A 26,482-nucleotide genomic window follows, 5' to 3' on the forward strand; every position below is an offset into this window, starting at 1 on the left:
CCGTCACAGGGCCAATAACCAGACAACACACCAAGGAGCTGGATGGCATGAGTACCACTCACATCAAGATTCCCGCCGAGGGGACAAAAATCGTTGCCGGCCAGCCGATGCCGGACAATCCCATCATTCCGTTCATCGAAGGCGATGGCATCGGCGTGGACATCACGCCGGTGATGAAGGACGTCGTCGATGCAGCCGTGGCCAAGGCCTACAGCGGCAAGCGCAAGATCACCTGGATGGAGGTCTACGCTGGCGAGAAGGCCACCCGCATGTACGGCCCGGACGTCTGGCTGCCGGAAGACACGCTGGCCGCGCTGAAGGAATACGTCGTCTCGATCAAGGGTCCGATGACGACGCCAGTCGGCGGCGGCATCCGTTCGCTGAACGTGGCGCTGCGCCAGGAACTTGACCTCTACGTCTGCCTGCGCCCGGTACGCTACTTCAAGGGCGTGCCCAGCCCCGTCAAGCAGCCGGACCTGATCGACATGGTCATCTTCCGCGAGAACACCGAAGACATCTACGCCGGCATCGAATGGCAGGCGGAATCGGACAATGCGCGCAAGGTGATCAAGTTCCTGCGCGACGAAATGGGCGTGAAGAAGATCCGCTTCCCGGAAACCTCCGCCATCGGCATCAAGCCGGTGTCGCGCGAAGGCTCGGAGCGCCTGATCCGCAAGGCCCTGCAGTACGCCGTCGACAATGATCGCAAGTCGGTCACGCTGGTGCACAAGGGCAACATCATGAAGTTCACCGAAGGCGGCTTCCGCGACTTCGGCTACGCGCTGGCGCAGAACGAGTTCGGCGCCGAGCCGATCGACGGCGGACCGTGGTGCAAGTTCAAGAACCCGAACACCGGCCGCGACATCATCGTCAAGGACGCCATCGCCGACGCCTTCCTGCAGCAGATCCTGCTGCGGCCGGCCGACTACGACGTGATCGCGACGCTGAACCTGAACGGCGACTACATCTCCGACGCGCTGGCGGCGCAGGTCGGTGGCATCGGCATCGCCCCGGGCGCCAACATTTCGGACGCCTATGCAGTGTTCGAAGCCACCCACGGCACGGCACCGAAGTACGCCGGCCTGGACAAGGTGAATCCGGGTTCGCTCATCCTGTCGGCCGAAATGATGCTGCGTCACATGGGCTGGCTGGAAGCGGCCGATCTCATCATCGCGTCGATGGAACGCGCCATTGGCGACAAGCAGGTCACCTACGACTTTGCCCGCCTGATGGACGGTGCGAACGAAGTGTCGTGCTCGGAATTCGGGCGCGCCATGATCGCCCGCATGTAACGGTGACAGCGGGCGTCGCAGGACGCCCTGCTGCGCAAACAAAAAACCCGGCTTGCGCCGGGTTTTTTGTTTTCCGAATCCTCAGGACCGGATCAAGCAGCCTGGATGTTCGCGGCCTGCTTGCCCTTGGGTCCCTGGGTCACGTCGAACGTCACCTTCTGGCCTTCCTTCAGGGTCTTGAAACCACCCATCTGGATCGCCGAGAAATGAGCGAACAGATCTTCGCTGCCATCATCCGGCGTGATGAAGCCGTAACCCTTGGAATCGTTGAACCACTTAACAGTACCAGTTGCCATTGATCTTATCCTCTCAACCTCTCAAATGAGCCGAAGCTCCCGTACATGTTTGTACTTCAAGTTCTGATGTTCTGACCCCGGGAACTACCGACCGCGCCGGAACTCGACAACGGTCTAGGACTGCGACCACTCGAGAGCTTGAACCAAACACAGAACGGCTTTTAGCCCAGATGAAGCAGGCGGTCAACACGTTTCCATGCTGCACCACGGCAGACTTTTGCGACGATTTTCCGGCCATCTTGGACAGCGTTCATCGAAGCGTCGAAAGCTGTCGGCGCACGCTTGCCGGAACGCGTTGTCCAAAGACGTGAACAGGCGGTGCGCGATGTCGCGAAACAGCGGAAAAGCGACACAGCTTCTCGTGTTGCACACCCGATGTTTGTGATTAGAATGGGACCATGGTTACACGCAGGCAGGACGATTCACTCCTCGAGCTTGAAAAGACACGGGTCAAGCCCCCACCTCTGTTCAAGGTCATGGTGCTGAATGACGATTACACCCCGATGGACTTCGTGGTTGGAGTCCTTCAGAAGTTTTTCGGCATGAACCGGGAACAGGCCACGCGCGTCATGCTCAAGGTACATACGGAGGGGGCCGGCGTATGCGGCATCTACCCCAAGGACGTTGCAGCATCGAAAGTGGAACAGGTGTGTACCTTTGCGCGCCAGCATCAGCATCCGCTGGCGTGCGTGATGGAGGAAAATTGAAATGATCGCGCAGGAGTTGGAAGTCAGCCTTCACATGGCCTTTGTCGAAGCGAGACAGAAGCGCCATGAATTCATCACGGTCGAGCACCTGCTGCTCGCCCTGCTCGACAATCCTTCGGCAGCGGAAGTGCTCCGTGCCTGCGCAGTGAACATCGATGAGCTGCGCAAGGAACTGTCGGCCTTCATCAACGAGCACACGCCGGTCGTCGATGGCAGCGAAGAGATCGACACCCAGCCGACACTCGGCTTCCAGCGCGTGATCCAGCGCGCCATCCTGCACGTGCAGTCCTCGGGCAAGAAGGAAGTGACCGGTGCCAACGTGCTGGTCGCCATCTTCGGCGAGAAGGATTCGCACGCCGTGTATTTCCTGCAACGTCAGGGCGTGACCCGCCTCGACATCGTGAACTTCATTTCGCACGGCATCACCAAGGCGGCCCAGCCGGCCGCTGCGGCGAAGCCGGAGTCGGAACAGGGCGAGCAGGAACAGGAAGGCGGCCAGGCGGGCGGCGCACTCGACAGCTTCACGCAGAACCTGAACGCCCAGGCGCTGATGGGCAAGATCGATCCGCTGATCGGTCGCGACCACGAACTCGAGCGCGTGATCCAGACGCTGTGCCGTCGGCGCAAGAACAATCCGCTGCTGGTGGGCGAAGCCGGCGTCGGCAAGACCGCCATTGCCGAAGGGCTCGCACGCCGCATCATCGAAGGCCGCGTGCCGGACATCCTGGCCGACGCGACCATCTACGCGCTGGACATGGGCGCCCTGCTCGCTGGCACCAAGTACCGCGGCGATTTCGAACAGCGTCTGAAGTCGGTGCTGAAGCAGTTGCTCGACAACCCGAACGCGATCCTGTTCATCGACGAAATCCACACGCTGATCGGTGCGGGCGCCGCCTCGGGCGGAACGCTCGACGCGTCCAACCTGCTGAAGCCGGCGCTGTCGTCGGGCCAGCTGAAGTGCATCGGCGCGACCACTTACACCGAATATCGCGGTGTGTTCGAGAAAGACCACGCCCTGTCACGCCGCTTCCAGAAGATCGACGTGACCGAGCCCAGCGTCGAGGAGACCGTGTCCATCCTCAAGGGGCTGAAGTCGCGTTTCGAACAGCATCACGGCGTCAAGTACTCGTCGACAGCGTTGTCGTCAGCGGCCGAACTGTCGGCGCGCTACATCAACGACCGTCACCTGCCGGACAAGGCGATCGACGTGATCGACGAAGCCGGGGCGGCGCAACGCGTACTGCCAAAATCGAAGCAGAAGAAGGTGATCGGCAAGACCGAGATCGAGGAAATCGTTGCCAAGATCGCACGCGTGCCGTCGCAGCATGTGTCGAACGACGACCGCTCGGCGCTGCGCAACCTCGACCGCGACCTGAAGAACATGGTGTTCGGTCAGGACAACGCGATCGATGCGCTGGCCACCGCCATCAAGATGTCGCGCTCCGGCCTGGGCAATCCGAACAAGCCGATCGGCTCCTTCCTGTTCAGCGGCCCGACCGGCGTCGGCAAGACCGAAGTCGCTCGCCAGCTTGCCTACTGCATGGGCATCGAACTGATCCGCTTCGACATGTCCGAGTACATGGAGCGTCACGCGGTCAGTCGGTTGATCGGCGCACCTCCGGGCTATGTCGGCTTCGACCAGGGCGGCCTGCTGACCGAGGCAGTGACCAAGAAGCCGCACTCTGTGCTGCTGCTCGACGAAATCGAGAAAGCTCACCCGGACATCTTCAACATCCTGCTGCAGGTGATGGACCACGGCACGCTGACCGACAACAATGGTCGTCAGGCCGATTTCCGTAACGTGGTCATCATCATGACGACCAACGCCGGCCAGGAGACGCTGCAGAAATCCGTCATCGGCTTCACGACGGAACGCCAGCCGGGCGACGAGATGGCCGACATCAAGCGCCTGTTCACGCCGGAGTTCCGCAACCGCCTGGACGCGATCATTTCGTTCAAGCCGCTGGACCGCGAGATCATCCTGCGCGTGGTCGACAAGTTCCTGATGCAGCTGGAAGGTCAGTTGCAGGAGAAGAAGGTCGACGTGCAGTTCTCGGAAGAGCTGCGCAGCTGGCTGGCCGAAGCGGGCTTCGATCCGTTGATGGGCGCGCGTCCGATGGCACGCCTGATCCAGGACACCATCCGCTCCGCGCTGGCAGACGAACTGCTGTTCGGTCGCCTGACCAGCGGCGGCAAGGTGACCATCGACCTCGACGACGACAAGAAGGTGAAACTGGTGTTCGACGAGGAAGAACTCGCGACGCCCGCCTGATAGGCGCACACACCTGCAACCGAGGCGGCCATAATGGCCGCCTCTTTTTTTTGCCTGTCACGCCTCCCGAACAGAAAGGACGACTCATGGACATCCACACCGCCGACCTGTGCGACCAATTCGAAAGCGAACTGCGCATCTGCGCACCGATGTTCCGCAGCTACGGCGGCCGTGCCGCCTTCGGTGGCCAGATCACGACACTGAAGCTGTTCGAGGACAACGGTCTGGTTCGCAAGGCGCTGGAAGCGCCGGGCAACGGCCGCGTGCTGGTGGTCGATGGGGGCGGTTCGATGCGCCGCGCGCTGGTCGGCGACCAGATCGCCGCCCTGGCGGTGAAGAACGGCTGGGCCGGCATCGTCGTCTACGGCTGCATCCGCGACTCGGCGGCGATCGGCGAGATGGATATCGGTGTCTGCGCGCTCGGCACTCATCCGCTGAAGACGGTCAAGCGCAATGAAGGTCAGGCCGACCTCACCGTGAGCTTCGGCGGCATCGACTTCGTACCCGGCCAGTACCTTTATGCCGACGCCGATGGCGTCATCGTCTGCCCGCGGCCGCTGATCTGAGTGTGCGTTCGGCCGACGCTCGCGACCCGGTGTCGGCGGCGCCTTTCGCAGCGCACAAGTTTCTGCAGATTTTTCTGCACTTTTTCACACATGCAACAGAGCAGACAAGACAAGTCTTTGTTTTATTTAAAAACACGGCTTCTTATGTCTTATACAAGACCTCTTGTTGCTTTGCCAAAGCCTCTTTATACTTGAGCCCGTCACGATAGCCGCCCGGTTCCATTCATCGGTCGGCTTCCCGGGCGCCCGGTCTGCTTGCTGCCAACCGCTGCGACAGGCCCTCGCGGGTTTCGTGGATCGGCCCGCATCGGTTCATCGGCCGAAGGATGCCCGGATCGCACGGTCCGGCATGGGTGTCAGCACCGTTTCAGGAAGCATTTCAAAGTCAGGGCTTACGGGTGGCGCAGGCTGCCTGTTCGGGTTGTTTTTTTCTTCGAGGACATGCAATGAGCACGAAAGAACAGGAAATCGCCAAGATTCAGAAGGATTGGGACGAGAACCCCCGCTGGAAGGGCATCAAGCGCGGTTACACCGCCGAGGATGTCTATCGCCTGCGCGGCTCCTTCCCGGTCGAGTACACGCTGGCCCGCCGCGGTGCGGAAAAGCTGTGGGATCTGGTCAACAACGAGCCGTTCATCAACTGCCTGGGCGCGCTGACCGGTGGTCAGGCCATGCAGCAGGTGAAGGCCGGCGTCAAGGCGATCTACCTGTCGGGCTGGCAAGTCGCTGCCGACAACAACTCGTACGAAGCGATGTACCCGGATCAGTCGCTGTACCCGGTTGACTCGGTGCCGACCGTCGTGAGCCGCATCAACAACAGCTTCAAGCGCGCTGACGAAATCCAGCACGCCAAGGGCGTGTACGCCGGCGACAAGGGCTACATCGACTACTTCGCCCCGATCGTGGCGGACGCCGAAGCCGGTTTCGGCGGCGTGCTGAACGCCCACGAACTGATGAAGGCGATGATCCGCGCTGGCGCTGCCGGCGTGCACTTCGAAGACCAGCTGGCCTCCGTGAAGAAGTGCGGTCACATGGGTGGCAAGGTGCTCGTGCCGACCCAGGAAGCCGTGCAGAAGCTGATCGCCGCCCGTCTGGCTGCCGACGTCTACGGCGTCCCGACCCTGATCCTGGCCCGCACCGACGCGGAAGCCGCCGATCTGCTGACCAGCGACTGCGATCCGATCGACAAGCCCTTCGTCACCGGTGAGCGCACCGCCGAAGGCTTCTACAAGACCAAGAAGGGTCTGGAACAAGCCATCTCGCGCGGTCTGGCCTATGCCCCGTACGCCGACCTGATCTGGTGCGAGACCGGCACGCCTGACCTGGCTTTCGCCAAGGCTTTCGCCGACGCGATCCACGCCAAGTTCCCGGGCAAGATGCTGGCCTACAACTGCTCGCCGTCGTTCAACTGGAAGAAGAACCTCGACGACGCGACCATCGCCAAGTTCCAGCGCGAGCTGGGCGCGATGGGTTACAAGTACCAGTTCATCACCCTCGCCGGCATCCACAACATGTGGTACCACATGTTCGATCTGGCCCAGGACTACGTGGCCCGCGGCATGTCCGCCTACGTGGAAAAGGTTCAGGAGCCGGAATTCGCGGCCCGCGACCGCGGCTACACCTTCGTGTCGCACCAGCAGGAAGTCGGCACCGGCTACTTCGACGACGTGACCACCACCATCCAGGGTGGCACTTCGTCGGTGACCGCGCTGACCGGTTCGACCGAAGAAGAGCAGTTCCACTGAGATGGTCCGGACCCGCGACAGCGGGTCTGCTGAAGTTAAAAAGCCGCCCGGCTCTCGCCGGGCGGCTTTTTTGTGTCCTCTTCTTTAATCCTCGACCGGCTGCGGCAGATCGGGAATGAACGTGCCGCCGGATTCCCAGTAAGCCAGATCGCCGTAGGTGATCTTCAGCAGATCGACGAAGAGCCGCACCCGCAAGGGCAGATGGCGACGCTGCGGAAACAGCGCGTAGATGCCCATGGGCGGTGCTGCGAAATCGCCAAGCACTTCGACCAGCGCCCCGTTCGCCAGGTCCTCGCGCACTTCCCAGTACGAGCGCCAGGCCAGGCCCAACCCGCTCAGTGCCCAGTCGCGCAGCACCGCACCATCATTGCATTCGACCAGATGGGTGATGCGCAGCGTGATCGGCTCTCCGTGCGCCATGAAACTCCAGCCACGCGCCTGCGAGCGGTTCGGCCCGAGGCCGAGGCAGCGATGCTGCAGGAGGTCATACGGGTGCCCGGGTTTGCCGAAACGCGCGAGGTAATCCGGGCTGGCGACGACGACGCGTCGGGTCTCGCCCAATTTGATACTGATCATGCTGGAATCGGGCAGGCTGCCGATACGCACCGCACAGTCCACGTTTTCGTTCACCAGATCGACCATGCGGTCGGTCAGATCGAGCGAAATCTTGACCTCGGGATTCAGCGCCATGAAGCGCTTCACCAGCGGCGCCACGTGGCGCCGGCCAAAGCCGGCCGGCGCGCTGACGCGCAGCAGGCCGGTGGCCCTCGCACCGCCGGCGGTCACTGCCGCATCCGCACTCGCCAGCTCGTTGAGGATGCGCTGGCAATCCTCCAGATAGGCACTGCCTTCGTGCGTCAGCGTCAGCTTGCGCGTAGTGCGCAGCATCAATTTGACGCCCAGCCTCTCTTCCAGCGCATCCATGCGCCGCCCGATCACGGCCGGCTGCACGCCTTCGAGCTTCGCAACCGCCGAAAGACTGCCATGCGCTGCAACCGAAACGAAGGACTCTATCTCCTTGAAGCGATCCATTTTGTACTAAAAGTAAAAGATAAATGTACTTAAGGAAAGCTTAACGGATGCATAAGGAAAGTCTAGTATTTGTGCAGATGCAGCAATTCATGCCGGGCACAACCTGGTCTGATGCATCGGACGTTAGACCCCGGTCCTCCCGTCCGCACCGTGCGCAACCCGCCCGCTGCGGCACACCCGCCCGACGACGGCACCACCGCCGCCGATCGGGTGTGAGGGACGGCCAACCTGTCCGGAGCACGGAGCAAGAACGCTCACGTCATACCGGCTCTCGAACCGTTATCGGAGCGCACGCACATGACTATCGCTGAATCTGCAGACAAGCTGAACCGGGCCATGGATCTGCCCGCCGGTGTGAGCATCGCCGCTCCGGTCAGCGCCGAATACCAGACCATCCTGACCTTCGAAGCGCTGTCGCTGCTTGCCCAGCTGCACCGCCAGTTCGAACCGCGTCGCCGCGAACTGCTCGCCGCACGCGTGACCCGCGCTGCCGAGATCGACGCCGGCAAGCCGGTCGATTTCCTGGCCGATACGCTGCACGTGCGCGAAGGCGACTGGAAGATCGCGCCGCTGCCGAAGGCATTGGAATGCCGCCGCATCGAAATCACCGGCCCGACCGAGCGCAAGATGATCATCAATGCGCTCAACGCCGGTGCCGACAGCTACATGAGCGATTTCGAGGATTCGAATTCGCCGACCTGGGACAACCAGGTGCAAGGCCAGATCAACCTGCGTGACGCGGTGCGCGGCACGATCAGCGTCGAGTACAAGGGCAAGACCTACAAGCTGAACGACAAGGTTGCCGTGCTGCAGGTGCGCCCGCGTGGCTGGCACCTCGACGAAAAGCACGTGACCGTCGACGGTCAGCGCGTGTCCGGTGGTCTGTTCGACTTCTGGCTGTACTTCTATCACAACGCGAAGGAACTGCTCGCCCGCGGCGCCGGCCCCTACTTCTATCTGCCCAAGCTGCAGAGCCACCGCGAAGCCCGCCTGTGGAACGACGTATTCGTCGCCGCCCAGGAGATGCTCGGCATCCCGCGCGGCACGATCAAGGCGACCGTGCTGGTGGAAACGCTGCACGCCGCTTTCGAGATGGAAGAAATCCTGTACGAACTGCGCGATCACAGCGCAGGCCTGAACGCAGGTCGCTGGGATTACATCTTCTCCTGCATCAAGGTGTTCCGTAACGATCGCGATTTCTGCCTGGCGGACCGCAGCAAGATCACGATGACCGTGCCCTTCATGCGCGCCTACGCACTGTCGCTGATCAAGACCTGCCACAAGCGCGGCGCACCGGCGATCGGCGGCATGAGCGCGCTGATTCCGAACAAGAACGATCCGGACGCCAACGAGAAGGCGATGGCCGGCATCCGTTCGGACAAGCGCCGCGACGCCAATGATGGCTATGACGGCGGCTGGGTGGCTCACCCGGGCCTGGTGCAGGCAGCGATGGAAGAGTTCGTGTCGGTGCTCGGCGACAAGCCGAACCAGATCGAGAAGCAACTCGACGTGAACTACGGCGCCGCCGATCTGCTCGATTTCCGTCCGGAAGGCCCGATCAGCGAAACCGGTCTGCGCACCAACATCAACGTCGGCATCCAGTATCTGGGTGCATGGATGGACGGCAACGGTTGCGTGCCCATCCACGGCCTGATGGAAGACGCGGCGACCGCCGAGATCAGCCGTGCCCAGGTATGGTCGTGGATCCGCAGTCCGAAGGGCATCCTCGACGACGGCCGCAAGGTGACCGCCGACATGGTGCGCGGCCTGATCCCGCAGGAACTGGACAAGATCCGCGCCCTGCTCGGCGACGCCTACACTGAAACCTATGCCGCTGCCGCCAAGCTGTTCGGCGATATGTGCGTGGCCACCGAACTGGAAGACTTTCTGACGCTGCCGGCTTACGAACGCATGGAGTAAGCCTACCCCTTGCAGCATCACGGACGGCGCCCCAAAAGGGCGCCGTTTTTCGTTGTGGAAGACCGTCGTCGCATCGCCTCGTCCGTCGCGGCCGACACGACGGACGAAAAAAAGCCCGCTCTGCGGCGGGCTCTCATCGGGCAGGACGATCGGCGATCGTCCGGACCGGGATTACTCCATCGGGGTGACCTTGCCCGGGGCGATCTTGCCGTCCGAGCGCCCCTTCAGGTAGGCGTACAGGCTGTCGATCTTCTCGCCCTTCAGGAAGGGGTGCGGAGGCATGCCGCGGTCTGCGTGAGTGCCATCGACGACGATGCCGACGAACTCTTCCTTCGTGTATTTCTTCAGACCTTCGATCAGCGAAGGACCAACCATGCCTTCCTGGTTCGCGCCATGGCAACGCTCACAGGCGGCCGAACGCCACGTCTTCCAGCCCATCAGGGTCTTGGCGTCCACCTTGTTGCCCTCGGCAACCTTGTACGGTGCTTCCTGCGCCATCGCGGTCGAAGCCAGCGCGGCCAGCACGACGGTTGCCAGATGTTTGCGAATCACAATCAGCTCTCCTCAATTGATTGGTGGGTGTTGCAGTGGAAAAAAACGATCTTCCGGTCAAAAGGATTACATGACCTGCGTTGGACCGGGAATAAGTGTCGGCTTATGGCTGGCGCTTTCCTGAACTCGTAAGCTTACCGCGGCACTTCCATTAAAAAAAGGGTTGGCGCCCCTGAACTTGTCAGCGTCCGCCCGTCGATCCGAAACCGCCGTCGCCTCGTTGCGATGCAGCAAAATCAAGCACTTCGCGCAAAGCCACTTGTACAACGGGCACTACGACGAGTTGAGCGATTCGCTCCAGTGGTTGGAGGACAAATTCGCTCGTGCCACGGTTCCACAGCGATACAAAAATTTGCCCCTGGTAGTCGGAGTCGATCAGCCCGACCAGATTGCCCAGCACGATGCCGTGCTTGTGGCCGAGACCGGAGCGCGGCAGCACCATCGCGGCCAGACCGGGATCTTCCAGATGAATTGCGATACCGCTGGGCACCAGCAGCGTCTCGCCCGGACGCAACACGGTGGGCGTGTCTATGCAGGCGCGCAGGTCCAGACCGGCCGAACCGGGGGTTGCATAGGACGGCGGCAATTCGCGCAGTCGCTCGTCGAGAATCTTGTAGTCGAGAGTGGACATCTTCAGTCTTTCAGCAATCGGGAAATGTGTTCGAGGATGGCGCGCGCAATGACCGGCTTGGGTGCTCGTGCAAGCGGATGGCGACCGTCGGCGTCGTAGAGCACGACCGCGTTGTCCTCGCCACCCAGGCCGTCGGCCACCAGATTGCCGACGACCAGCGGCAGCTTCTTGGCCGTCCGCTTGCCTTGTGCATAGGTGTCGAGGTCATGGCTTTCGGCCGCGAAGCCAACGCAGAACGGCGCATCGGCGCGCGCTGCCACATCAGCCAGGATGTCCGGATTGCGCACCATGTCGATCGACAGCGTGTCGGCGCTCTTCTTTATCTTGCGCTCGCTGGGTGCCGCCGGCCGGTAGTCCGCCACCGCGGCGACCGAAATGAAGACATCGCAGGCGGCGTAGCGTGACAGCACCGCCTCGCGCATAGACAACGCACTGCTCACATCGACGCGCTCGACACCGAAAGGCTGGGCCAGCCCGGTCGGTCCGCTGATCAGCGTCACGTCCGCGCCCGCTCTCGCCGCTGCACACGCCAGCGCATAGCCCATGCGCCCCGAGCTCAGGTTGGTGACAACGCGCACCGGATCGATGGCTTCGGCCGTCGGTCCGGCCGTGATCAGCACGCGCCTGCCGGCCATCGTCTTCGGCGTGAAATGCGCAAGCACCGCCTCCAGCAGTTCGGCCGGCTCGACCATGCGGCCGAGGCCGACCTCACCGCAGGCCTGCTCGCCCGCCGCTGGCCCGACGACCATGGCGCCATCGCCACGCAGCGTATTCATATTGCGGACGGTCGCCGGGTGTTCCCACATCTGCCGGTTCATCGCGGGTGCGACCATCAGCGCGCACGCTGCGTCACGCGCCAGGCACAGCGTGCTGAGCAGGTCGTCCGCGCGCCCCTGCACGAGCTTCGCGATGCAATCGGCCGTGGCGGGTGCGATCAGCAGCAACTGCGCGTCGCGCGTGAGATCGATGTGCGCCATGCCATTGGACATGCGCGCGTCCCACAGGTCCGACCACACGGGCTCGCCGGTGATCGCCTGGAAGGTAGCCGCGCCAATGAAGTGACTCGCCGCCTCCGTCATCACGACCCGCACGCGCGCGCCTTCCTTGATCAGCAAGCGCGCCAGTTCGGCCGACTTGTAGGCGGCCACGCCGCCGGTGACGGCCAGCACGATGGTGCGCCCGGACAGTTCCGCCTTTGCGTTCATGACAATGTAGTATCCTGCACCGAGTCGACGACGGATTGTAACGCGATGGCGATCAAGGACTGGAGCGCGGAACAGCGGCCGCGCGAGCGACTGCTGCTGCAGGGCGCCGAGGCGCTGTCGTCGGCCGAACTGCTGGCCATCTTCCTGCGCGTCGGCGTCAGCGGGAAGTCGGCGGTCGATCTTGCGCGCGACCTGCTGGCGCATTTCGACGACAGCGTGACCTGCATGGCCAACGCCAGCATCGGCGAACTGTGCCGGGTCAAGGGGATGGGGACAGCCAAGGCGGTACAGCTGAAGGCCTCCTTCGAACTGGCACGGCGCGCACTGGGCGAACAATTGAAGGAGCGCGACGCACTGACCTCACCGCAGGCGGTACGCGACTGGCTCAAGCTGCGCCTGAGTGGTCTGGCGCACGAGGTGTTCATGGTGCTGCTGCTCGATGCGCAGAACCGGTTGCTGCAGGCGGTCGAACTGTTCCGCGGCACGCTGACGCAGACCAGCGTCTATCCGCGCGAAGTCGTGAAACTGGCACTGGCGCACAATGCGGCGGCCGTCATCCTCGCCCACAACCATCCGTCCGGCGTTGCGGAGCCGTCCCGCGCGGACGACTTCCTGACGCAGTCGCTGAAGCAGTCCCTGGCGCTGGTCGACGTGCGCGTACTCGACCATGTCATCATCGGCAGCGGCGCGACCTGCTCGTTTGCCGAGCGCGGAATTCTTTGAAGAACTTGAACAAAACCGGATCCGTACTCTATAATCGCGAGCTTTTCCGATTCTGGAGCTCGAAACATGTCCCGCGTTTGCCAAGTTACCGGGAAGTCGCCGATGGTGGGTAACAACGTTTCCCACGCCAACAACAAAACCAAGCGCCGCTTCCTGCCCAATCTCCAGCAACGCCGTTTCTGGCTGGAGTCCGAAGGCCGTTTTGTCAGCCTGCGCGTCAGCACCAAGGGCCTGCGCACGATCGACAAGAAGGGCATCGAAACCGTGCTCGCCGAAATTCGCGCACGCGGCGAAAAGATCTGAGATTTCCGGCCACGCCGGAACAATGCAATCCGGCTCAGCCGGCATAGACAGGAAGGAAAGACGTCATGGCCAAGGGCGGACGCGACAAGATCAAGCTGGAATCCACTGCCGGCACCGGTCATTTCTACACGACCACGAAGAACAAGCGCACCAAGCCTGAGAAGATGGAGATCATGAAGTTCGATCCCAAGGCTCGCAAGCACGTGATGTATAAGGAAACCAAGCTCAAGTAAGGCTTCCTCGCCGCCTGGCGTAATAACCGGGCCGCAATAAAAAACCCGCCGACGGCGGGTTTTTTATTGCCCACTCGGAACGCAGGCAGCTTACGGAGCGCCGTCCGGCGCTCCGACTTCCGGATCAGCGGACGACCGTCTGCGCCTCACCCTCACCGCAGCGCTCGATGCGGCCGATGCGATAGACGGTCTCGCCGGCCGCGCTCAGCGACTGCGTCGCACGATCGGCATCGGCGGCCGAGACGATCACCACCATACCGATGCCGCAATTGAACACGCGGTACATTTCCTGCGCCGCCACGTTTCCGGCCTCGCGCAGCCAGGCGAACAGCGGCGGCAGCGTCCACGACGACGCGTCGATGTGCGCCGACAGCCCCGTCGGCAGCACGCGCGGCACGTTGTCGAGCAGGCCGCCGCCGGTAATGTGGGCCATGCCCTTCACCAGCCCGGGCGCTTCCTTCATCAGTGCCAGCAGCGGCTTCACGTAGATGCGGGTCGGTTCGAGCACGGTTTCGCGCAGCGTGCGGCCATGGAAATCGGCATTCAGGTCTGGCGCGTCGCGTTCGAGGATCTTGCGCAGCAGCGAGTAGCCGTTCGAATGCGCGCCGCTGGAGGCCAGGCCGAGCACCACGTCGCCCTCGGCGATGGTTTCGCCGCTGATGAGCTGACTCTTCTCGGCAATACCGACCGCAAAGCCAGCCAGATCGTATTCGCCGGCCGGGTACATGCCGGGCATTTCGGCCGTTTCGCCGCCTATCAACGCACAGCCCGCCAGTTCGCAGCCGCGGGCGATGCCGCCGACCACGCGTGCCGCCGTATCGACGTCGAGCTTGCCGCAGGCGAAGTAGTCAAGGAAGAACACCGGTTCGGCGCCCTGTACCAGAATGTCATTGACGCTCATCGCCACCAGATCCTGGCCTACCGTGTCGTGACCGTCGAGCTGGAAAGCGAGTTTCAGCTTGGTGCCCACACCGTCGGTGCCGGACACCAGCACCGGCTCGCGGTAGTTCTTCGACACCTCGAACAGCGCGCCGAACCCGCCGATGCCGCCGATCACCTCCGGGCGCATCGTGCGCTTGGCCAGCGGCTTGATGCGCTCCACCAGCGCATCGCCGGCATCGATATCCACACCGGCAGCGGCGTAACTGAGGGGAGCGCGGGAATCCTTGGATGAAGTCATGACGTATGAGGCGCCGGGCGCCGGGAAAACAGGATGAATGAACGGGAGTGCAGCGGAATCTTGCTAAACTGCGGGGCGTTTTTGCACCGCATTCGCGCATTCCGCCCCAAGGGTGCGCATTCTACCCCGGCCCGCACCCCGCCATGACCCCTCCCGGCATCAACCGCAAACAAACCCTGCTGTGGGCAGGCGTCGGCGCGGCCATCGTCGGGCTGCTGTGGCTGCTCGGGCCGACGCTGTCGCCCTTCATGCTCGGCCTGGTGCTGGCCTACATCTTCGAACCGCTGGTCGAGCGCCTGTCCCGCAGGCGGGTGCCGCGCACGCTGGCCGTCGTACTGGTCATCCTGCTGGTGATCAGTCTGGTGGTTGGCCTCATCCTCATTCTCGTACCGGTCATCCAGCAGGAGGTGCGCACGCTGATCGAACGCCTGCCCGCCTACCTGACCGCAGCGCACGAAAAGCTGGTGCCCTGGCTGCAGCAGCATTTCGGCATCACGCTGCAGCTCGACGTGGATAGCCTGAAGCGCTTCATCGCGAAGAACTGGAGCAGCGCGCAGGACTACCTGATGGTGGCGCTGGAATACGTCAGCAGCCAGGGCGCGGTCATCGTCGGCGTCGTTGCCAACGTGCTGCTGACGCCGGTCGTCATGTTCTACCTGATGCGCGACTGGCGCGACCTGCGCCATCGCGTGGCCAAGCTGGTGCCGCGCCCGTGGCTGAACCGGACGCTGTCGCTGGTCGACGAGATCGACGCGGTGCTGGCCGAATTCCTGCGCGGACAACTTTCGGTGATGGCGGCACTGGCGCTGTTCTACAGCGTCGGGCTGTGGATAGCCGGCGTCGATTACGCGTTGCCGCTGGGCCTGCTGTCCGGCCTGCTCGGCTTCATTCCCTATGTCGGTTTCTCGACCGGCCTGCTGCTGTCGCTGCTGGTGGCCTCCCTTCAGTTCCAGGGCTGGCCGCCGGTGATCGGCGTGGCCATCGTCTACAGCCTGGGCCAGTTGCTGGAAAGCTTCCTGCTCACGCCCTGGCTGGTGGGCGAACGCATCGGCCTGCACCCGCTGGCGGTCATTTTCGCGCTGATGGCTTTCGGCCAGCTGTTCGGTTTCGTCGGCGTACTGATCGCGCTGCCCGCTTCGGCTGCCTTGCTGGTCGGCCTGCGTGAAGTAAGGCGGCACTATCTGGCCAGTCATTTCTACCAGGGCGACGCGCCCAAGATCATCGAATGATGCGTCAGCTCCTGCTCGACATTCGCCCGATCGCCGCCCCCAGCCTCAGCAATTTTGTGGCTGGCGCCAATCGCGACCTGCTCGCCCACCTGCGCACCATGACCGGCGACGAGCCCGGTGCGTCGGTCTATCTGTGGGGCGACAGCGGCAGCGGTCGCACCCACCTCTTGCGCGCACTGGCCGCCGAATCTAAGGCGCGCGGGCTTTACCTGGAAGTCGACCAGATCAACTTCACGCTGCCAGACACGCTGATCGGCGCGCTCGAAGCGACGCACGCGAAACTCTGGCTGTTCGACGACATCCATCTGCTGGAGCCGGAAGCACAGGGCGCACTGTTCCGCGCGATCAATCTGGCCCAGGCACGCGGCATTACTGTCGTCGCCGCCGGCAACAACGCGCCGCGCACGCTGCCGCTGCGCGAGGATCTGCGCACCCGCATCGGCCAGATGCTGCCCTTCTGCATCCAGCCGCTGCACGACGATGAGCGCATCGAACTGCTGCAGGCACACGCGGCCGCGCGCGGCATGAAGGTCGAACAGGAGGTGTTCGATTACCTGCTGCGCCACGGCCGACGCGACATCCGCTCCCTGCTCGGCATACTCGACCTGCTCGACGAACATTCGCTGACCCGCCAGCGCCCGGTGACACTGCCGCTGCTGCGCGAGGTCATGCAGACCAGACTGATCTGATACGGACACCGCCATGGAACTGGTACTTTTCGACCTCGACAACACCCTGCTCGCTGGCGACTCGGACTTCGAGTGGGCGCAATTCCTGATCTCGAAGGGCGTGCTCGACCGCGAGCTGTACGAGGCGCGCAACGCGACCTTCTACGCGCAGTACAAGGCGGGCACGCTGGACATCCACGAATTCCTCGACTTCCAGCTGGCGCCGCTGTCGCGCCATCCGCGTGCCGAGCTGGACGCATGGCATGCCGAGTTCATGGTGCAACAGATCCGCCCACGCCTCACCGACGGTGCGCGTGGCCTGGTGAACGGTCACCTGGAAAGTGGCGCGCTGTGCGCCATCGTCACCGCCACCAACAGCTTCATCACCGGCCCGATCGCGCGCGAGCTCGACGTACCGCATCTGGTCGCCACCATCCCCGCACAGCAGGACGGCGAGTTCACCGGCAAGCCGCGCGGCACGCCGGCCTTCCGCGAAGGAAAGATCGAACGCGTCGAACGCTGGCTGGAAGAACTGGGGCTGTATTTCGGCAGCTTCCGCCGCACCACCTTCTACAGCGACTCGCTGAACGATCTGCCGCTGCTCACCAGGGTGACCAATCCGGTGGCGGTCGATCCGGACCCGACGCTGGACGCGCACGCGCGTGCGCACGGCTGGCAGATCATGCATCTGCACACCGGCACCGCCGTGCCGGACGAGGTCTGAGCGCGCACATGGAGCGCAATACGCGTCAGCGCACCGCGATACTCGGCGCCATCGAAGCGGCCGGCCGGCCGCTGTCGCCGGCTGAACTGCACGCGCTGGCACGCAGCGAGGCGCCGGCACTCGGGCTGGCGACCGTGTATCGCAACATCAAACTGCTGCTCGAAGAAGGCCGCATCCGCGAAGTGAGCCTGCCGGGCGAGGCACCGCGTTACGAAGTGGCTCACCTCGGTCACCACCATCACTTCAAGTGCCTGCAGTGCGACCGCGTGTTCGACATCGCCGAATGCCAGACCGACTGGAACGCACTGGCGCCCGCCGGTTTTTCGGTCGAAGCGCACGACGTGACGCTGTTCGGCCGCTGCAGCGCGTGCAGCGGAAAAGGAGACGCGGACGGAGCGCCCTCAGCCGGGCACACGCATCCGCACGACCACGATCACACGCACTGACGGCGACGGCCGAGCGCGCCCACCAGACCGATGCCGGCGATCAGCATCGCCCACGTTGCCGGTTCCGGCACCGGCGCCATCAGCGCGCCGACCGCACCTTCGAATGCCGCTTCTTCCAGACCGTTGTTGAACGCGATGTAGAACGGCGACGACGCCAGCACGCCGTTCGCTTCGAGCTGCAGCGTGATCAGGTAGGCACCGGCCAGCGCGCGGTCCGCGCCTCCGATCGAGAAATCCAGGTGCGAGTGGATGTCGCCGGCACCGGACACCTGGGCGATCGCGCCGGCCGGATCGGTGACCGCGCCGTAGCCGAATGAAGTGATCGTGCCCAGCACGTCCTCGATCGATACGAAGACCGAAGGACCGCTGCTGGTCCACATCGAACCGTTCCACGACTGCAGCACGCCAAGGCCGCGGTAGCCGACGACCAGCCCAACATCGAGCGCGCCCTCTTCCGCGACGAAGCCCGGGTCGTCGGTCTTGAACAGGCCACCGCTGAAATCACGGAAATCCGCTTCGAACAGGCGGTAACCATTGGCGGCAATCTGCGCGAGCCCTTCGGGGTCCACCACAAGTGCGCCCGCCGCCATGCCGACCTCGATGTCGCCGGCGTGATCGGCGGCCTGCGCGGTCACACCGAGCTGTATCGAAAGAAATGCGGTCATGCCGAGCGCACGCAGTAAAGAACCGGGTCCGGAATATTTCATCGCTTGCTCCTTGGTGAGGACGGAAAGGAAGTGAACATCGCCGTTAACGATAACGCGATATTATTAGCAATAGCAATCACCGTCCGCCCTGCCGCTGCATGTCCTCTCGATTCGTCCGTCCCCACCCCGGGGCGATCCGGCGCCCTGGTATCGCCGGAAGCCTGTCTCTCCTCCTGCTCACCGCCTGCTGCCGCAGCGCGATCGCGCAGGATGTCGCCGACGCCATCGAACTGCCCGCCATCCGCGTCGAGGACAGCCGAACGCCGGACGCGGCGGACGAAGCCGGTGCATCCAGACTGCGCGGCGAAGCGCTGCGCGACCGCAAGGGCGCGACGCTGGGCGAAACGGTGGGCGACGAAGCGGGCGTGCACAACGCCTCCTTCGGCACCGGCGTCGGCCTGCCGGTCATCCGCGGCCTCAGCGGTGCGCGGGTGAAAGTACTGAGCAATGGCGGCGGCACGCACGACGCCACTACTTTCAGCCCCGATCACGCATCGACTGCCGATACGGCGGTGGCGGATTCGGTGCGCATCCTGCGCGGCCCGGCCACCATCCGCTACGGCGGCGGCGCCATCGGCGGCGTGGTCGACGTGGCCGACGAACGCATTCCGACGCGACTGCCGCAGAAGGCACTCAGCGGCGCGGTCGACCTCGGCTACAACACCAACGCGTCGGAACGGATCAGTTCACTGCGGCTCGACGGCGGCCGCGGCCCGTTCGCGCTGCACGCCTCGGCCAGCAGCCGCGATCGCGGTGACGCCCGCATCGCCGGCTGCGCCGTCGACGACGACGCCGTGCAGCAGCAGTTCGGCCTGATCAACACGCGCAACAGCTGCGGGCGTCTGTACAACAGCGATGCACGCGCCGCCTCGGGCACGCTGGGCGGCAGCCTGTTCATCGGCAACGCGCTGCTGGGCGCCGCCGTGAACAACGCGTCGAACGACTACGGCATTCCGCCCGCCCCCGGCCACTCGCACGGTGGCGACGACCGGGTGCGCATCGTGATGGACAACCGCCGCGTCGACACCCGCGCCGAATGGCTGGGCGAAGGCTGGCTGCAGTCGCTGCGCTATACCGGGGCGCACGTCGATTACCGGCACGACGAAGTCGATCAGGGCGCCGTCGCCACCACCTTCCGCAACAAGGCGATCGAACAGCGCATCGAACTGGAGCTCGCTTTCGGCGAACACCTCGGTGGCACGGTCGGTGTGCACCACACACGGCGCGACTTCTCGGCGCTCGGCGTCGAAGCTTTCATTCCGCAGACCTCTATGCGCAGTTCCGCCCTCTACGCAACGCAGCATGTCGACGTCTCCAGCCTGCGCTTCGAACTGGGCTGGCGCGGCGAAATGACGCGCATGGAAGCCGGCGATCGCGAACTTGCCGGCGGCTTCGCGGTGAGCTTTCCGCGGCGCAACATCAACGCACAGAGCACTTCCGCGTCGCTGCGCTGGCAGGCGGCCGATGCACTGAGTTTTACGGTCAGCGCCGCGCATGCCGAACGCGCGCCGGAAATCCACGAGCTCTATTCGCTGGGCGCCCACCTGGCGACCCGCACCTACGATCTGGGCGACCCCGGGCTGAACAAGGAGGGCGCGCGCTCGATCGACCTGTCGGCGCTGTACGAGGATGCGCGATTGCGCGCTGCGGTCAGCGTGTACGCCAACGACGTCAGCAACTACATCTTCCAGCGCAGCGAAGCCTTCTTCTACGACACCGCCGAAGAGCAGTTCCGTTTCGCCTGTGTCCGCCTGGAAGAGTGTCTGCAGGTGGTTCAGTACGCGCAGAGCCGCGCCAAGCTGAGGGGATTCGAAGCGGAACTGGCATTGAAGTGGGCGGCCAGCCGCTTCGGCGATGTCGAGTGGTCGATCTTCGCCGACGCCGTGCGCGCCCGGCTGCCGGCGCTGGACGAAGACGTGCCGCGCATGCCGCCGCTGCGCTTCGGCACGCAGCTGGCGATAAGCAAGGAGGCGTGGTCCGGGCGGGTGCGCGTGACGCGACAGGCGGCGCAGGACAGGCCGGGCGCCAACGAAACCGCCAGCGACGGCTACACCCTGGTCAGCGCCAACCTGAACCACGTGCGTCCGCTCGACGGCGGCCGCACGCTGACCCTGTACCTGAAGGCGCGCAATCTGCTCAATGCCGAAGCGCGCAACCCGGTGTCCTTCCTGCGCAGCGTCTCGCCGGAGCCTGGGCGCAGCGTCGAAGCCGGCCTCAGCGTCAGCTTCTGACGCGGCGCGCCAGCCCGGTGGTCAGCACGAGACCGGCCACCATCAATGCCCAGCTCGATGGCTCCGGCACCGGCAGACTGACGCGCGACATGAAGGCGGTCTCGTACTGTTCGGCACTGAGGCCGTAGTTGAACACCACGTGGAAGGGATCGGAATCGACGTAGCGTCCGCGGCCACCTATCGACGTCGCGTCGGTCAGCTGCAGCGTCACCATATAGGCGCTGGACGGTGCCGCGCCTTCGATGAACCAGTCCAGGTGCGCGTGGAAGCCGCCGTTGGCGTTCGCGTCGTCTATCGTCGCGGCGACCGGGCCTTCGATGCCGGCACCGGTAAACAGCGTGCCCTGCGAATAGAACTCGAAATTCGCGGCTGCACCAGGCGGAGCCAGACGCGGATTGATCAGCGACTGGATGTAGGCGTTGGCCACGGCCGGCGGCACCGCGCCGTACAGGCGGATGCCGACGCCGTCATCGGCGGCCGACCACACGCCGCTGGCCGCATCCCACTGCAACAGCGTGCCGACCGCCCTGAAACCGATGAAATCGCGGGCGCCGCTGGCGCCGGACAGGCTGCCCGGGAAAGCCTGGAAGCCCGGATCGTCGGTGCTTTTCGGCCCACCCTCGAAGTCGCCGAAGTCACCCGGAAACACCATGTATCCGGTGTGGACATCGATCGGCAACTGTTCGAACGGCAGGTCGCCGTAGGCACCGACCGTGATCCTGCTGCCGGCCACCGGTCCCTGGTCGAGCCCGATGGCGACGTCGAAGTGGATGGCATGCGCCGCGGCAACGTGGAAGGACAGCAGTGCTGCGGCAAGGTGCATGAAGCGTAGGGGCGCGCGCATGAGAGGTCTCCGGATGATGGCCTCTAATGATAATGCAATCTCCTTTACAAAAAAGATCAAGCCCCTTATCTTTTGATACTCGATTATCAATAAAGGAGAACATCTTGAAAGTCCGCGCCCTGCTCGTCATTGCCGGCCTCATGTCCGGCGGCCTCGCACACGCCAGCGAACCGCTGCGCGCATCGGAAGGCATCGGCTTCTACATCGGCATCGACAGCCTGGCGACGATTGCCAGCGGCACCTATGCCGGCCTGGCCAATCCGAACTACGGCCGCCTCACCTACCTGATGGAGCACGGCAACCACTTCCACGGCATCGGCGCCTACAGCTACACCGGCAGCGCAGCGGCTCCGGTCATCAACGGCAGCAACGCCAACAACCGCATTCCGGAACTGTCGGCGCGCATTTCGCCGCTGCCCGGCACGCTCGCACTGAGCGCAGGCAGCGCAGAATTCGCCGGCAAGCTGGTCAGCGGCGTGCTCGGTGACAGCGTCGCCCATCACGATTACAGCTACCTCGGCACGTCGTCCATCCAGTCGCTGGCCGACGGCGCCGCGGGCAGCGCCGAAGCGGTGCTGTACGCAAGCAGCGCCAACCGCTGGAACGCGCAGCTCGACGGTGTACAGGTCGCGCTGAAGCTGGAGTACATCACGCCGGGTCTGAAGGTCGCCGCCAATGGCGACATGGACCTGTTCGACAGCGGCAACCTCTATCTGCTGGGCGACGGCAATGGCTTCGACTTCGTGCCGACCTTCTACACCGACGCGGCCGCCGCGGTCGGCACCTACACCGCGCAGTTCTCGCTGGTGAACCTGGGCAGCAATACCGCCGTGCGCGACGGTGGCACCTTCTACATCGACTTCGCGGTCGCGCCGCCGGTGCCTGAACCGGCGAGCTGGGCCATGCTGCTCGGCGGTCTGCTGATGCTGGGCACGGTCGCCGCGCGACGCGCGCGCTGAGGACGAGGCAGGCGGGCATGCCCCGCCTGCAAGCACCATGAACATCCGATTTCAGCCCTCTGCTCCCGCGACATCCTGTTCCCGTGCCGTCGACGCCGTCACGCTGGCCGACCTCGCGCAGGTCTTCGATCCGGCCGTCAATCTGGTGCATCTGCAGCGTCCTCTGCCGCCCGGTCTGGCCGACTGTCTGGACGCGGCTCATGCCAGCGGCGCACTTGGCAGCGGGCGGCGCGCGGTGATCGACGCCGGCAGCCCGCTGCCCGTCGGCACCCTGCCCGAACTGCCCGGGCGCGACACCGTCGATGCCGACGTGCAACTGCTGTCCGGACTGCTGGCCGACCTCACCGGCTGTACGCGGGTCGGCGTGCGCATCGAGGTGCGGGACCGCGCCATGTGCCCGCGCTGGCACGTCGACCGCGTCGCCCTTCGCCTGCTCTGTACCTGGATCGGTCCGGCCACCGAGTGGCTGGACGAGCGCTGCGCCGACCGCAGCCGCCTCGGCAGCGACGACGTGATGACCGACGCCAGCGGCATCGGCCGCGCCGCAGCGGGCGACATCGTGCTGCTCAAGGGTGAGCTGTGGCCGGGCAACGCCGGCCGCGGCGTCATCCACCGCTCACCCCACCTCGACGCAGCGCACCGGCTGCGCATCGTCGCCGCCTTCGACGCGGTGTTCTGAATACGGAAACCACACCACCATGAACGAACGACTTCCGGTCACCGTGCTGTCCGGCTTTCTCGGCGCCGGCAAAACCACCCTGCTCAACCACGTGCTGTCCAACAGCGAAGGCCGCCGCGTCGCGGTCATCGTGAATGACATGTCGGAAGTGAACATCGACGCCCAACTGGTGGCGCACGGTGCGCAGCTGTCGCGCACCGACGCCCGCATGGTCGAAATGTCCAACGGCTGCATCTGCTGCACGCTGCGCGAAGACCTGCTGATCGAAGTATCGCGGCTGGCGCGCGAAGGCCGCTTCGACTATCTGCTGATCGAATCGACCGGCATTTCCGAACCGCTGCCGGTAGCCGAAACCTTCACCTTCGAAGACGAGGATGGCAGCAGCCTGTCATCGGTGTCGCGACTGGACACCATGGTGACGGTGGTCGATGCGTACAACTTCCTGCGCGACTACTCGAGCCAGGACATGATCGCCGAACGCGGCGAATCGCTCGGCGACGAGGACGCGCGCACGGTGGTCGACCTGCTGGTCGACCAGATCGAGTTCGCCGACGTGATCGTGCTGAACAAGTGCGATCTGGTCAGCGCCGACGAACGCAGCCGCCTGCACGCAATACTGCGCGCACTGAACCCGCGCGCCGACGTGATCGAATCGACGGAAGGGCGCGTGCCGCTGGACCGCATCCTCGACACCGGTCGCTTCGATTTCGACGCCGCCGCCGAAGCGCCGGGCTGGCTGCAGGAAATGCGCGGCACCCACGTGCCGGAATCCGACACCTATGGCATCCGCAGCTTCTCGTGGACCGAGCGCCGCCCCTTCCATCCGCAGCGCTTCTGGAACCTGATCCACGACGAATGGCCAGGCGTCATCCGCAGCAAGGGCTTCTTCTGGCTGGCCAGCCGCATGGATTTCGCCGGCGAATGGGCACAGGCCGGCGGCATCTGTCGCAACCGCCCGGCCGGCCTGTGGTGGGCGGCGGTGGACCGCGCCGACTGGCCGACCGACCTCGACTACCTGAAGCAGATCGAGGCGCGCTGGCTGGCGCCCTTCGGCGACCGTCGCCAGGAACTGGTATTCATCGGCATGGACATGGACGAGGCGTGGATACGCCAGCAGCTCGACGCATGTCTGCTGACCGACGCCGAAATGGCCGCCGGCTCGTCCGCCTGGCGCACGCTGCCGGATCCCTTCGACCCGTGGGCGCTTGCCGACGCCGACGACGAGCCGGCGCAGCAAACCTAGCGCGACGCCGGCGGCGCGTCGGTCAGGCCCAGCCGGCGCTCGGTCACCCAGGGCACCAGACCGACTTCGGAGGCGAGCTTCACCAGCTCGATGTCGGAACTGACGTCGAGCTTGCGCCGCGCGGTGCTGAGCTTGTTGGCCACCGTCTTCGGGCTCAGGTTGAGCTGTTCGGCGATGGCGTCGATCGAATGGCCGGACACCAGCAGCCGGCACATTTCGAATTCGCGCGGCGTCAGGTAACCGAACAGCTTGGATTCCGGCAGGTAATGCGAGAAGGCCACGCTTTCCGCCACCTGCCGGCTCAGCACGCGCTTGCCGCGCGCCACCGACTGCACCGCGTCGACCAGCTGCTCGGCCGGGCTGTCCTTGGTCAGCACGCCGAGCGCACCGGCGTCCAGCGCCTGCTGCACCACGGTCGGGTGCGAGCACATCGTGAACATGAGCACCTTCGCCTGTTCGTCGAAGGCGACGATGCGCCGCGTGGCTTCGATGCCGCTGGAGCCGGGCAGCATGATGTCCATCACCACCACGTCGGGCGCGTGCTTGCGGTAGGCGGCGTAGGCCTCGTCGGCGGTGCCGGCCTCGGCCGCCACCAGCAGCGACTCGTTCATCTCCAGCAGCGCGCGGTAACCGGTGCGCACGACCGCGTGGTCATCGACCAGAAGGATGCGGGTCTGTCGGTTGTTCATGCGGTGATCTCCTGTTCATTGCGTGCGAAGGGCAGTCGCACGGTGACGCGCCAGCCGCCGCCGGTAGCCGGGCCGGCGCTGCACACGCCGCCCAGCGCGAGCGCGCGTTCGCGCATGCCCAGCATGCCCAGCCCGGCGACGCCGGTCGGTATGCCGTGCGCGCTGCCGTTGTCCCAGATGTCGAGCTTGAGCACGCGGCCGTCGCTGCCCTGCTCGGTACTCACCCCTATCAGCAGGCGCGAGCAGTCGGAATGCTTGAAGGCATTGGTGACCGCCTCCTGCACGATGCGATAGGCACTGGCCTCGACCGTCGGTCCGGCGTCGGCCGATTCGCCTTCGAGGTTGAGCACCAGTTCGAGCGGCCGCGGCGCCTGCGCGCTGCGCTGCTCGACCAGCTGGCGCAGCGCGTTATAGAGACCGAGCGCGTCGATCTCCACCGGGTGCAGCGATTCCAGCTGCACACGCACGCGGCCCAGCAGCTGCGCCAGGTGGCCGCCCAGCGCCTCGGCGCTGCCGCTGTAGCGGGCCAGCGCCGGCTCACGCCGGCAGGCGGCCGACAGCACCGCGACGTGCGGCTGCATCGCCACCATATAGGTGCTCATTTCGTCGTGCAGGTCGCGCGCGATGGCGCGCCGCGTCTGCTCTTCCATCACCATGATCTTGCGCAGCAGCGCCGAGCGCTCGCGGCTCACCTCGGCCAGCGAATTGGCCATCCGGTTGAACGAGGCCGACAGTTCCGCCAGATCGGGCAGGCGGAAGGCCGGCAGGCGCGCGTCGAGACGGCCCGACTCGATGTCGCGCAGCGCGGTGCGCAGCGCATGCACCGGTTCCAGCGCGCGACAGATGGCCCAGTACAGCAGCAGCCCGAGCAGCACGCTGTAGGCCACGGTGAGATAGCTCAGCCGCTTGAAGCCTTCCCACTTCTCGCGCATCTCGTCGGACGGCATCGGCGACACGCGATAGAAGCCGGCGATCTCGCCATTGAGCCGCCACGGCTTCATGCGCACCGTGCCGTCGGCCTGCACCGGCGCCTCGTCCGGCGCCGGCCAGCCGCTGGCACCTCGGGTGTCGGACGAGGCGAGCACACGGCCAGCGAGATCGAGCACGTCGATGCGCACATGACGGATGTCCTTCATGCGCTGCACGCGTTCGAGCAGCGAATCGAGCATGGGCGAGCGGCCGTCGCCGGCGTTCAGCGGCATGTCCTCCGGCAGCAGCAGGAGCACCAGCCGTGTGCCCGACTCGATCTCTTCGACCGAGTCGCTGCGCCACGCCTTGTAGTGCAGGAAGCCGTGCGTGAGCAGCAGCAGGCACATGAGGACGAGCACGATCAGCAGCAGGCGGTTCTTCAGTGTCATTCGGCAGGGATGGAAGTGCGGCGGGACGTCCGGCTTCAGGGGTGCCGG

At 64.6% G+C, this 26,482-nt stretch carries 27 protein-coding genes; 17 read left to right on the forward strand and 10 right to left on the reverse strand.

Features of this window, described 5'->3' with window-relative positions:
• The first annotated feature begins 47 nt into the window (after nucleotides 1-47).
• Nucleotides 48-1,292 carry an NADP-dependent isocitrate dehydrogenase gene (icd, locus tag WDZ97_RS08725; protein WP_425762488.1) on the forward strand — a complete coding sequence of 415 codons (1,245 nt, stop codon included), beginning with the start codon at nucleotides 48-50 and terminating at the stop codon, nucleotides 1,290-1,292.
• Between the two features lie 92 nt (nucleotides 1,293-1,384).
• Here the strand turns inward: icd and WDZ97_RS08730 are convergent, their stop codons facing one another.
• Nucleotides 1,385-1,588, reverse strand: a complete 204-nt coding sequence (locus WDZ97_RS08730; RefSeq protein WP_019918899.1) for a cold-shock protein — start codon at nucleotides 1,586-1,588, stop codon at nucleotides 1,385-1,387.
• Nucleotides 1,589-1,986: 398 nt separating this feature from the next.
• Here WDZ97_RS08730 and clpS point away from each other — a divergent pair, with 398 nt between their 5' ends.
• The 4 genes from clpS to aceA all read left to right on the forward strand — a co-directional run bounded on the left by clpS (nucleotide 1,987) and on the right by aceA (nucleotide 6,878).
• Complete coding sequence (gene clpS / locus WDZ97_RS08735; RefSeq protein WP_008061043.1) at nucleotides 1,987-2,295, forward strand: ATP-dependent Clp protease adapter ClpS; 309 nt, start codon at nucleotides 1,987-1,989, stop codon at nucleotides 2,293-2,295.
• A 1-nt stretch (nucleotide 2,296) separates the two neighbouring features.
• Nucleotides 2,297-4,567 carry an ATP-dependent Clp protease ATP-binding subunit ClpA gene (clpA, locus tag WDZ97_RS08740; RefSeq protein ID WP_304000942.1) on the forward strand — a complete coding sequence of 757 codons (2,271 nt, stop codon included), beginning with the start codon at nucleotides 2,297-2,299 and terminating at the stop codon, nucleotides 4,565-4,567.
• A gap of 86 nt (nucleotides 4,568-4,653) precedes the next feature.
• Entirely contained in the window at nucleotides 4,654-5,133 is a 480-nt protein-coding gene (gene rraA / locus WDZ97_RS08745) for a ribonuclease E activity regulator RraA (RefSeq protein WP_304010288.1), read from the forward strand.
• 446 nt (nucleotides 5,134-5,579) lie between these two features.
• Nucleotides 5,580-6,878, forward strand: coding sequence for an isocitrate lyase (gene aceA / locus WDZ97_RS08750; protein WP_019918902.1), 1,299 nt, complete (start codon nucleotides 5,580-5,582; stop codon nucleotides 6,876-6,878).
• A gap of 84 nt (nucleotides 6,879-6,962) precedes the next feature.
• Here aceA and WDZ97_RS08755 read toward each other — a convergent pair whose 3' ends face one another.
• On the reverse strand, nucleotides 6,963-7,910 hold the full coding sequence (locus WDZ97_RS08755; RefSeq protein ID WP_304000940.1) for a LysR family transcriptional regulator: 948 nt from the start codon (nucleotides 7,908-7,910) through the stop codon (nucleotides 6,963-6,965).
• 297 nt (nucleotides 7,911-8,207) lie between these two features.
• Here WDZ97_RS08755 and aceB point away from each other — a divergent pair, with 297 nt between their 5' ends.
• The gene (gene aceB, locus WDZ97_RS08760; RefSeq protein WP_425762489.1) at nucleotides 8,208-9,830 is read left to right on the forward strand and encodes a malate synthase A; all 1,623 of its coding nucleotides are present in this window, start codon (nucleotides 8,208-8,210) and stop codon (nucleotides 9,828-9,830) included.
• A gap of 171 nt (nucleotides 9,831-10,001) precedes the next feature.
• On the opposite strand, the gene WDZ97_RS08765 is transcribed toward aceB, so the two are convergent.
• The 3 genes from WDZ97_RS08765 to coaBC form a co-directional block, all read right to left on the reverse strand.
• Nucleotides 10,002-10,382, reverse strand: coding sequence for a c-type cytochrome (locus tag WDZ97_RS08765; protein ID WP_304000938.1), 381 nt, complete (start codon nucleotides 10,380-10,382; stop codon nucleotides 10,002-10,004).
• A gap of 181 nt (nucleotides 10,383-10,563) precedes the next feature.
• Nucleotides 10,564-11,013 (reverse strand): dUTP diphosphatase, encoded by a 450-nt coding sequence (gene dut, locus WDZ97_RS08770; RefSeq protein ID WP_304000937.1) that lies wholly within the window; start codon nucleotides 11,011-11,013, stop codon nucleotides 10,564-10,566.
• 2 nt (nucleotides 11,014-11,015) lie between these two features.
• The gene (gene coaBC, locus WDZ97_RS08775; RefSeq protein WP_425762490.1) at nucleotides 11,016-12,218 is read right to left on the reverse strand and encodes a bifunctional phosphopantothenoylcysteine decarboxylase/phosphopantothenate--cysteine ligase CoaBC; all 1,203 of its coding nucleotides are present in this window, start codon (nucleotides 12,216-12,218) and stop codon (nucleotides 11,016-11,018) included.
• A gap of 45 nt (nucleotides 12,219-12,263) precedes the next feature.
• Here coaBC and radC point away from each other — a divergent pair, with 45 nt between their 5' ends.
• The 3 genes from radC (at nucleotide 12,264) to rpmG (ending at nucleotide 13,477) form a co-directional block, all read left to right on the forward strand.
• Nucleotides 12,264-12,941, forward strand: a complete 678-nt coding sequence (radC, locus tag WDZ97_RS08780) for a RadC family protein (protein WP_304000935.1) — start codon at nucleotides 12,264-12,266, stop codon at nucleotides 12,939-12,941.
• Between the two features lie 66 nt (nucleotides 12,942-13,007).
• The gene (rpmB, locus tag WDZ97_RS08785; protein WP_024300540.1) at nucleotides 13,008-13,244 is read left to right on the forward strand and encodes a 50S ribosomal protein L28; all 237 of its coding nucleotides are present in this window, start codon (nucleotides 13,008-13,010) and stop codon (nucleotides 13,242-13,244) included.
• A gap of 65 nt (nucleotides 13,245-13,309) precedes the next feature.
• The gene (gene rpmG, locus WDZ97_RS08790; protein WP_019918910.1) at nucleotides 13,310-13,477 is read left to right on the forward strand and encodes a 50S ribosomal protein L33; all 168 of its coding nucleotides are present in this window, start codon (nucleotides 13,310-13,312) and stop codon (nucleotides 13,475-13,477) included.
• Nucleotides 13,478-13,601: 124 nt separating this feature from the next.
• On the opposite strand, the gene purM is transcribed toward rpmG, so the two are convergent.
• On the reverse strand, nucleotides 13,602-14,657 hold the full coding sequence (gene purM, locus WDZ97_RS08795; protein WP_304000934.1) for a phosphoribosylformylglycinamidine cyclo-ligase: 1,056 nt from the start codon (nucleotides 14,655-14,657) through the stop codon (nucleotides 13,602-13,604).
• A gap of 143 nt (nucleotides 14,658-14,800) precedes the next feature.
• Here purM and WDZ97_RS08800 point away from each other — a divergent pair, with 143 nt between their 5' ends.
• From WDZ97_RS08800 to WDZ97_RS08815, 4 genes are read left to right on the forward strand one after another with little or no spacing between them, the layout of a single operon-like run.
• Nucleotides 14,801-15,886, forward strand: coding sequence for an AI-2E family transporter (locus WDZ97_RS08800; RefSeq protein WP_304000933.1), 1,086 nt, complete (start codon nucleotides 14,801-14,803; stop codon nucleotides 15,884-15,886).
• Nucleotides 15,883-16,575 (forward strand): DnaA regulatory inactivator Hda, encoded by a 693-nt coding sequence (gene hda / locus WDZ97_RS08805; RefSeq protein WP_425762491.1) that lies wholly within the window; start codon nucleotides 15,883-15,885, stop codon nucleotides 16,573-16,575. Before WDZ97_RS08800 ends, hda begins: the two co-directional genes overlap by 4 nt.
• A gap of 13 nt (nucleotides 16,576-16,588) precedes the next feature.
• A complete protein-coding gene (locus WDZ97_RS08810; RefSeq protein WP_425762492.1) occupies nucleotides 16,589-17,278 on the forward strand; it encodes an HAD family hydrolase in 690 nt (229 codons plus the stop codon).
• Between the two features lie 8 nt (nucleotides 17,279-17,286).
• Nucleotides 17,287-17,724 (forward strand): Fur family transcriptional regulator, encoded by a 438-nt coding sequence (locus WDZ97_RS08815; RefSeq protein ID WP_020164058.1) that lies wholly within the window; start codon nucleotides 17,287-17,289, stop codon nucleotides 17,722-17,724.
• On the opposite strand, the gene WDZ97_RS08820 is transcribed toward WDZ97_RS08815, so the two are convergent.
• Entirely contained in the window at nucleotides 17,712-18,431 is a 720-nt protein-coding gene (locus WDZ97_RS08820) for a PEPxxWA-CTERM sorting domain-containing protein (RefSeq protein WP_425762493.1), read from the reverse strand. The genes WDZ97_RS08815 and WDZ97_RS08820 overlap by 13 nt on opposite strands.
• A 98-nt stretch (nucleotides 18,432-18,529) precedes the next feature.
• Here WDZ97_RS08820 and WDZ97_RS08825 point away from each other — a divergent pair, with 98 nt between their 5' ends.
• Nucleotides 18,530-20,662, forward strand: coding sequence for a TonB-dependent receptor (locus tag WDZ97_RS08825; protein WP_425762494.1), 2,133 nt, complete (start codon nucleotides 18,530-18,532; stop codon nucleotides 20,660-20,662).
• On the opposite strand, the gene WDZ97_RS08830 is transcribed toward WDZ97_RS08825, so the two are convergent.
• Nucleotides 20,652-21,506 carry a PEP-CTERM sorting domain-containing protein gene (locus WDZ97_RS08830; RefSeq protein ID WP_296810200.1) on the reverse strand — a complete coding sequence of 285 codons (855 nt, stop codon included), beginning with the start codon at nucleotides 21,504-21,506 and terminating at the stop codon, nucleotides 20,652-20,654. The genes WDZ97_RS08825 and WDZ97_RS08830 overlap by 11 nt on opposite strands.
• Before the next feature lie 104 nt (nucleotides 21,507-21,610).
• On the opposite strand from WDZ97_RS08830, the gene WDZ97_RS08835 reads away from it, so the two are divergent.
• From WDZ97_RS08835 to zigA, 3 genes are read left to right on the forward strand one after another with little or no spacing between them, the layout of a single operon-like run.
• Nucleotides 21,611-22,465: an all3515 family Zur-repressed PEP-CTERM protein gene (locus WDZ97_RS08835; RefSeq protein ID WP_425762495.1), complete on the forward strand. Its 855-nt coding sequence runs from the start codon at nucleotides 21,611-21,613 to the stop codon at nucleotides 22,463-22,465.
• Nucleotides 22,466-22,502: 37 nt separating this feature from the next.
• Complete coding sequence (locus WDZ97_RS08840; RefSeq protein ID WP_425762496.1) at nucleotides 22,503-23,144, forward strand: DUF1826 domain-containing protein; 642 nt, start codon at nucleotides 22,503-22,505, stop codon at nucleotides 23,142-23,144.
• Nucleotides 23,145-23,163: 19 nt separating this feature from the next.
• Nucleotides 23,164-24,387: a zinc metallochaperone GTPase ZigA gene (gene zigA / locus WDZ97_RS08845; protein ID WP_425762497.1), complete on the forward strand. Its 1,224-nt coding sequence runs from the start codon at nucleotides 23,164-23,166 to the stop codon at nucleotides 24,385-24,387.
• Here the strand turns inward: zigA and WDZ97_RS08850 are convergent.
• Nucleotides 24,384-25,076, reverse strand: coding sequence for a response regulator (locus WDZ97_RS08850; RefSeq protein WP_020164051.1), 693 nt, complete (start codon nucleotides 25,074-25,076; stop codon nucleotides 24,384-24,386). The genes zigA and WDZ97_RS08850 overlap by 4 nt on opposite strands.
• Nucleotides 25,073-26,434: an ATP-binding protein gene (locus tag WDZ97_RS08855; RefSeq protein WP_020164050.1), complete on the reverse strand. Its 1,362-nt coding sequence runs from the start codon at nucleotides 26,432-26,434 to the stop codon at nucleotides 25,073-25,075. Before WDZ97_RS08855 ends, WDZ97_RS08850 begins: the two co-directional genes overlap by 4 nt.
• Nucleotides 26,435-26,482 lie beyond the last annotated feature (48 nt).

Origin of the sequence: Methyloversatilis sp. MC4-4 (assembly GCF_049843555.1) — a bacterium.
Classification (GTDB): Bacteria; Pseudomonadota; Gammaproteobacteria; order Burkholderiales; family Rhodocyclaceae; genus Methyloversatilis; species Methyloversatilis discipulorum_B.

Coding starts and splice junctions, on each gene's coding strand:
- rpmG (WP_019918910.1), top strand. CDS start 13,310: ATGGCCAAGGGCGGACGCGACAAGATCAAGCTGGAATCCACTGCCGGC.
- clpS (WP_008061043.1), top strand. CDS start 1,987: ATGGTTACACGCAGGCAGGACGATTCACTCCTCGAGCTTGAAAAGACA.
- WDZ97_RS08815 (WP_020164058.1), top strand. CDS start 17,287: ATGGAGCGCAATACGCGTCAGCGCACCGCGATACTCGGCGCCATCGAA.
- rpmB (WP_024300540.1), top strand. CDS start 13,008: ATGTCCCGCGTTTGCCAAGTTACCGGGAAGTCGCCGATGGTGGGTAAC.
- WDZ97_RS08855 (WP_020164050.1), bottom strand. CDS start 26,434: ATGACACTGAAGAACCGCCTGCTGCTGATCGTGCTCGTCCTCATGTGC.
- coaBC (WP_425762490.1), bottom strand. CDS start 12,218: ATGAACGCAAAGGCGGAACTGTCCGGGCGCACCATCGTGCTGGCCGTC.
- WDZ97_RS08755 (WP_304000940.1), bottom strand. CDS start 7,910: ATGGATCGCTTCAAGGAGATAGAGTCCTTCGTTTCGGTTGCAGCGCAT.
- hda (WP_425762491.1), top strand. CDS start 15,883: ATGATGCGTCAGCTCCTGCTCGACATTCGCCCGATCGCCGCCCCCAGC.
- WDZ97_RS08840 (WP_425762496.1), top strand. CDS start 22,503: ATGAACATCCGATTTCAGCCCTCTGCTCCCGCGACATCCTGTTCCCGT.
- WDZ97_RS08820 (WP_425762493.1), bottom strand. CDS start 18,431: ATGAAATATTCCGGACCCGGTTCTTTACTGCGTGCGCTCGGCATGACC.
- dut (WP_304000937.1), bottom strand. CDS start 11,013: ATGTCCACTCTCGACTACAAGATTCTCGACGAGCGACTGCGCGAATTG.
- WDZ97_RS08810 (WP_425762492.1), top strand. CDS start 16,589: ATGGAACTGGTACTTTTCGACCTCGACAACACCCTGCTCGCTGGCGAC.
- WDZ97_RS08850 (WP_020164051.1), bottom strand. CDS start 25,076: ATGAACAACCGACAGACCCGCATCCTTCTGGTCGATGACCACGCGGTC.
- WDZ97_RS08730 (WP_019918899.1), bottom strand. CDS start 1,588: ATGGCAACTGGTACTGTTAAGTGGTTCAACGATTCCAAGGGTTACGGC.
- WDZ97_RS08800 (WP_304000933.1), top strand. CDS start 14,801: ATGACCCCTCCCGGCATCAACCGCAAACAAACCCTGCTGTGGGCAGGC.
- zigA (WP_425762497.1), top strand. CDS start 23,164: ATGAACGAACGACTTCCGGTCACCGTGCTGTCCGGCTTTCTCGGCGCC.
- icd (WP_425762488.1), top strand. CDS start 48: ATGAGTACCACTCACATCAAGATTCCCGCCGAGGGGACAAAAATCGTT.
- purM (WP_304000934.1), bottom strand. CDS start 14,657: ATGACTTCATCCAAGGATTCCCGCGCTCCCCTCAGTTACGCCGCTGCC.
- WDZ97_RS08825 (WP_425762494.1), top strand. CDS start 18,530: ATGTCCTCTCGATTCGTCCGTCCCCACCCCGGGGCGATCCGGCGCCCT.
- aceA (WP_019918902.1), top strand. CDS start 5,580: ATGAGCACGAAAGAACAGGAAATCGCCAAGATTCAGAAGGATTGGGAC.
- WDZ97_RS08830 (WP_296810200.1), bottom strand. CDS start 21,506: ATGCGCGCGCCCCTACGCTTCATGCACCTTGCCGCAGCACTGCTGTCC.
- aceB (WP_425762489.1), top strand. CDS start 8,208: ATGACTATCGCTGAATCTGCAGACAAGCTGAACCGGGCCATGGATCTG.
- clpA (WP_304000942.1), top strand. CDS start 2,297: ATGATCGCGCAGGAGTTGGAAGTCAGCCTTCACATGGCCTTTGTCGAA.
- radC (WP_304000935.1), top strand. CDS start 12,264: ATGGCGATCAAGGACTGGAGCGCGGAACAGCGGCCGCGCGAGCGACTG.
- rraA (WP_304010288.1), top strand. CDS start 4,654: ATGGACATCCACACCGCCGACCTGTGCGACCAATTCGAAAGCGAACTG.